Source organism: Anaerofustis stercorihominis (assembly GCF_005844425.1).
GTDB classification, from domain to species: domain Bacteria; phylum Bacillota; class Clostridia; order Eubacteriales; family Anaerofustaceae; genus Anaerofustis; species Anaerofustis butyriciformans.
This window is the reverse complement of sequence record NZ_SPHL01000077.1, coordinates 1-1,582: the sequence shown is the minus strand read 5'-3', so window position 1 is coordinate 1,582 and position 1,582 is coordinate 1. Positions and strand designations below refer to the sequence as shown.

General features: G+C 25.1%; 1 protein-coding gene. It reads left to right on the top strand.

Features of this window, described 5'->3' with window-relative positions; translation table 11 throughout:
• On the top strand, window positions 1-1,193 hold a 1,193-nt coding region (locus tag FGQ49_RS10200), incomplete at its 5' end, for a L,D-transpeptidase family protein (RefSeq protein ID WP_138269759.1).
• Window positions 1,194-1,582 lie beyond the last annotated feature (389 nt).

Sequence of the window (1,582 nt, the reverse complement as noted above, 5' to 3'; positions counted from 1 at the left end):
AAACCGAAACTATATCTTTATCAAATGTTACATATAATATTGATGAACAATTAAACGATATTGTAAATCCTGGATATTTTTCATATGTCATGCATAAGACACATTTAAAAGATAACAAATATACAATTTCTATGACTATTAAGGAAACAAGCGATGAATTTAATGAATCGTTAAAAAAATTATCAGTATTAGAAGATGGTGAAGATACAACTAAAACAAAAAATGCTTATATAAATTTAAATAGCGAAGAGTATGAAATAATTAAAGAAGTATATGGAACGAATATTGATTCCTATTTGTTAAAAAAAGATATATTAAAGTTCGTTGCAAAGGGAGAATTTACTCTTAGCTATAACGAAAAAAATTATTATGATAAACCTGAAATTATATCAACAAGCACAATTTTAAAACAAGAACAAGAATATTTGAAAAATTTAGATTTGCCTTCTATCACATATAAAATGGCAAATAAAGATGTAAAAATAGAGCAAGAACAAGTGCTAAAGTTATATGGAATAACAAATAAAACAATTGAAACAAAAATGAAAGAAAATAAATTAAGAGTAGATAAAAGTGCAGTAAAAAGTTTTGTAAATGACTTAGCCGCAAAATACAATACAAGCGGAAGAATGAGAGAATTTAAATCAACTTTAAGTGGTACTATATCTATAACCGGTGGCGATTACGGGTATGTCATAAATAAAGATAAAGAAATAACAAAGTTAACATCAGAATTAAATAAGAAAAAAAATATAAACAGAAAACCTTGCTATTCACAAATCCCTTATGATACATCCGATGAAGTAGGCGATTCATATGTTGAAATAGATTTAACAAATCAAAAACTTTGGGTTTATAAAGATGGTAAAAAAATTGTTACATCAGATATTGTAACAGGAGATGAAGCTGGTGGATACTCAACACCTGCAGGAATATATTACTTAAAATATAAACAAAGAGATACTACTTTAAGTGGAAGTAATGCTGATGGAAGTACATATAATTCACCTGTTTCCTATTGGATGCCTTTTAACGGAGGGATTGGAATGCATGATGCAACATGGAGAAGTAAGTTCGGAGGAACAATATATAAAAATAACGGAAGTCACGGCTGTATAAATATGCCTAAGAAAAATGCAAAAAAAACATATGAAACAATACAGGCAAATTATCCTATAGTAGTTCATTATTAGAAGAAGTTTAACTTCTTCTTTTTTTATATTGATAAAAAAATACTTATAAAAGTAATCTTTTAGTTATAAAAAAAAATGAAAACGTATATATTTTATAAAAAAAAGATTTCAATAAATTTTTTTTTACCAAAATTTTATAAAGTATTGAATTTTATATATATTATGCATATAATATAACCATAGAAAACGTTAACAAATCCAAAACAAAATGGAAGCAAGAAAATATATTGAAAGATATATAAATTGCATTTAAGTTATTTAAAAAAGCTAACATAATAGTTAGAAAAGAATTTGAAAAAGAGAGAATCGAAACTACACAAAAAAGAATAATGAAAAGAAAAGATGCAAAAGTACATCAAAAAAAGAAAGTGTAAAAAGATGAAAAGTAT